This window comes from Aporhodopirellula sallentina SM41, assembly GCF_000346505.1.
GTDB lineage: Bacteria > Planctomycetota > Planctomycetia > Pirellulales > Pirellulaceae > Rhodopirellula > Rhodopirellula sallentina.
Genome location: NZ_ANOH01000426.1, coordinates 1 through 3593 on the forward strand (window position 1 = coordinate 1; position 3593 = coordinate 3593).

The following is a 3593-nucleotide window of genomic DNA, read 5'->3' on the forward strand; positions in this document are numbered from 1 at the left end:
CGGCTCCAACGATTGTGTGGATGCCGGAACGGCGCTTCGCTTGGTCCGGCCTACGGGGGCGATGCGAGAACGACGTGCGTGAGTTGGTTGATGTGCGTTGGCACAGGGTGCCCCGTGGAGAACCGTGGCTAACGCCGGTTGGCTGGTTGGGGTATGCACGTAGCTCGGTCTTTCCAAGATCGAGAGTAGCATTCGCGGGCGGCGAAAGCCTCGACTTCTACGTTGGGTGGTTGGGATGTGTTGGGGCTATGGCTTTTTCCATTCGACGGGTTTGCGGCGGTTTGGGTAGAGCTCGGTGCAGAGGCCGCATTTGGTTCCGTCGCATCCTCTCGCGGTGCAGTGTTCTCGTCCGTAAAAGATGATCTGCAGATGCAGTCGGTTCCAGCTGGATTCGGGGAAGAGACGTTTCAGATCACGCTCGGTTTGCACAACGCTCTTACCGGAAGACAAACCCCAACGCTGGGCGAGGCGATGGATGTGGGTGTCGACGGGGAAGGCGGGGTGACCGAAGGCTTGGGACATCACGACACTCGCGGTTTTANGTCCAACGCCTGGTAGCGCTTCGAGTTCCTCGAACGTTTGTGGTACGACGCTGTCGTGTTCGTTGACGAGAATGGTCGCAAGCCCCGCGAGCGATTTGGCTTTCTGTTTGGACAGTCCGAGCGGCCGGATGATTTCCAAAATGGCTGCTTCGCCGAGTTCCATCATCTGTTGCGGCGTTCCGGCGACTTCGAAGAGAGCCGGCGTCACCTCGTTGACTTTTTTATCAGTGCACTGCGCACTGAGCAGCACCGCGACGAGCAGTGTGAATTCGTCGCGATGGTCGAGTGGAATCGGAGGGTCCGGGTAGAGTTCTTCGAGCCGCTCGAGAACAACAGCGGCTCGTTCAGCTTTGAGCACCGATCAGGTTCGCTTTCATGTGAGTCGAACGAAGACGCCGTGACCTGCAGCGGTGAGATGGAAACGCGATGAACCGGCGTTTCTCGCCCCCGTATGCGACCGATCTGCGGCGCGTGAGTGGGATGCTGTTTTACGTGCCGCGGACGAGATCGGGTAGGTGGGTGATGTTGCGGTGGGGGCGAGTCAGTAGTGGGACTCGGTTGGGTGGTTGGGTGGTTGGGTGCGAGTCTTGGAAAGATTCGCCTACGTGGGGTGTGCGTGGGCGTGTTTAGATTTGGTAGTTGAGTTCGGGGTGGGAGCCATCCTTGGATTCTTCGCTGCCGCGAACCCGGAGTTGTGGTTTTTCGAGGACGACGGTTGTGCCGGGCGAGACGCTGCGGGTGATCCACACGCTCGAGCCGATCACTGAATCGCGACCCACAACGGTTCGTCCACCGAGGATGGTGGCGTTGGCGTAGACGACGACGTTGTCTTCAATCGTCGGGTGTCGTTTCTGGCCGCGGATGAGTTGGCCGTCCGCATCGGTCGGGAAGCTCAACGCACCGAGCGTGACACCTTGATACAGTTTGACGTGGCGTCCGATTTCGCAGGTTTCTCCGATGACCACACCGGTACCGTGGTCGATGAAAAAGTAATCACCAATCGTTGCACCGGGGTGAATGTCGATCCCCGTCTGTTGGTGCGCCCACTCGGTCATCATCCGTGGAATGAAGGGCACATCGAGTTGAACGAGTTCGTGAGCGATTCGGTAAACCGTGATCGCTTCGAAGCCGGGATAGCAAAACACGATCTCGTCGGTCGTTTGGCAGGCGGGGTCGCCCGCGAATGCGGCTTCGACGTCGGTGGCGAGTGTTTTGCGAAGTTTGACGATCCGCTTGAGTAGCTCGATCGTCATCGCTTGGCCTTTGGCCTCGAAGTCGATCTGGTCGACGCAGTCATCGTGCTTTTGTTTGACACGATGTTCGTGCTGCAACGCGCGTCCGATTTGCACGGTCAGTTGATCGTGCAACGAATCAACCAAGCCGCCGACGTGATAGCGAATGTTGCCGGCGTGCAAATTGGTATGGCGTCGATAGCCGGGGTACAAGATGTCCTTGAGGTCAACGAGAATGTTGACCACGGCTTCGTAACTGGGCAGCGGACAGTGGCCGAGGTGGTTGATCGAATCGTCCGCGGTATAGGTCGCGACGATCTGTTCGGTCAATTCGGGCAGTGATTCCTTCAGTCGGAAATCGGAGGCCATTGGAAACTCACCTCAATGAACATCGGATCGATAAGAACAGTCAGGGCCAACCACACGAACGCTGCGACGATGCGGTCAACTCCGACGAGCAACGTCGCCACAAACGATGTCGCTCGAGCATTTTGAAATTAAAGCGACGTCGCGTGAAAAGGACATTGCATAAAAATGACACTGTGGAGTCGGAACAACCGGCGTCAGAACACCGCTCGTTGAATCGCATCGAGGCCGGATCGAGCCGAGCGGCTTGGTGTCTGCTGCTCTGTGATGCAGTGACTCGATGAGGCCTGTCGCGATGTCGGTGGTTCTGCACCGTTTCTTCGTCGCCGGCATTTCTGCCAGCAATCATTCTATGCCGGAAGCACACCCTGCCGGTGTGCTTCCATTAGGGACCGATCTCCGAAGGACCGGTTCGCCAGATTTTTTGCCGCGTCGGCTCAGGGGCCGATCGATGGCGGGTTGGCCATCAGGAAGTCACGGGGACCGCGGTGAGTGTAGTACGGGTAAGCGACTTGCGCGGTCGGAGCACCTGGGGTGAACGGTTGGCTAGCAACCGCCGCACCGGCTTGGTGGCCGAGGCAACCAGGGTTCAGGTGCGAGCTGTAGTCGAGACCGCCTTGTTGCCATCCGAGTGGTCCGGCTTGGCAACCGGTGCGACCGCATCCGGTGTGGCAACCGAGGATCTTGCCCCGAGTTTTGCCGAGCAATCCGCCACAACGTCCGTCGTTGCAGGATCCGCAATCGCCGTTGCAGGAAGCACACTGCCCCGTGCTGCAGGCCCCGCTACCGCAGGCGCCTGTCGAGCATGTCCCGGTGCTGCAGCTGCTGCAGTCGCCGGCCGGGGCGGCGCAAGTCGAACACCCGCCGCGTGTGTTGTGGTGGAGACATCCGGTGCTCAGGGCCATCACGCCGAGCATCGATCCGATTAAAAGCCAACGATTCATTCTCGAATCCCTCTACCTTGCGGTCAGTTGTGTTGTCTAGTGACGCGATTCTTCGATCGCGGGTCTGCGTCACTAACGGTTTCGGCTGCAACGATCGCTGTGATGCACACAATCGGCGTAAGCAGCACCGAACGTATCAACCGCCCCCCGCACAAATTACCTAAAGTGCCATTTGAGGTAGCAGCGTGAGTTTTTGGGGCGGTTTGAGGTGGTTTGAAAAAGGCGAACGGGTGTTTTCGGGGCGGGGATGTGGAGGCGGGGGCCGTTGGAGTGAAGCCTTTAGGCGACTCGGGTTTGGGGCCGAGCGGCTGAAGACTGGGCTCCACGATTGTGGGGATGCCGGATCGGCGCTTCGCTTGGTCCGGCCTACGGGGGTGATGCGAGAAAAACGTGCATGAATTGGTTGATGTGCGTTGGCACGGGGTGTCTGGTAAGAAACCGCGGCTAACCCTGATCGGCTGGTTGGGGTATGCACGTAGCTCGGTCTTTCCAAGACCGAGAGCAGGGGG

Annotated in this window: 3 protein-coding genes; all 3 read right to left on the minus strand. The window is 58.9% G+C overall.

Annotated elements, in window-relative coordinates; all coding sequences use genetic code 11:
- Positions 1 to 246: 246 nt before the first annotated feature.
- The 3 genes from nth to RSSM_RS27420 all read right to left on the minus strand — a co-directional run bounded on the left by nth (position 247) and on the right by RSSM_RS27420 (position 3084).
- Positions 247 to 900 carry an endonuclease III gene (nth, locus tag RSSM_RS27405; RefSeq protein WP_008687459.1) on the minus strand — a complete coding sequence of 218 codons (654 nt, stop codon included), beginning with the start codon at positions 898 to 900 and terminating at the stop codon, positions 247 to 249.
- 268 nt (positions 901 to 1168) lie between these two features.
- On the minus strand, positions 1169 to 2143 hold the full coding sequence (locus tag RSSM_RS27410) for a serine O-acetyltransferase (RefSeq protein WP_008687460.1): 975 nt from the start codon (positions 2141 to 2143) through the stop codon (positions 1169 to 1171).
- 434 nt (positions 2144 to 2577) lie between these two features.
- Positions 2578 to 3084, minus strand: a complete 507-nt coding sequence (locus RSSM_RS27420; protein WP_044303821.1) for a hypothetical protein — start codon at positions 3082 to 3084, stop codon at positions 2578 to 2580.
- Positions 3085 to 3593: the final 509 nt, after the last annotated feature.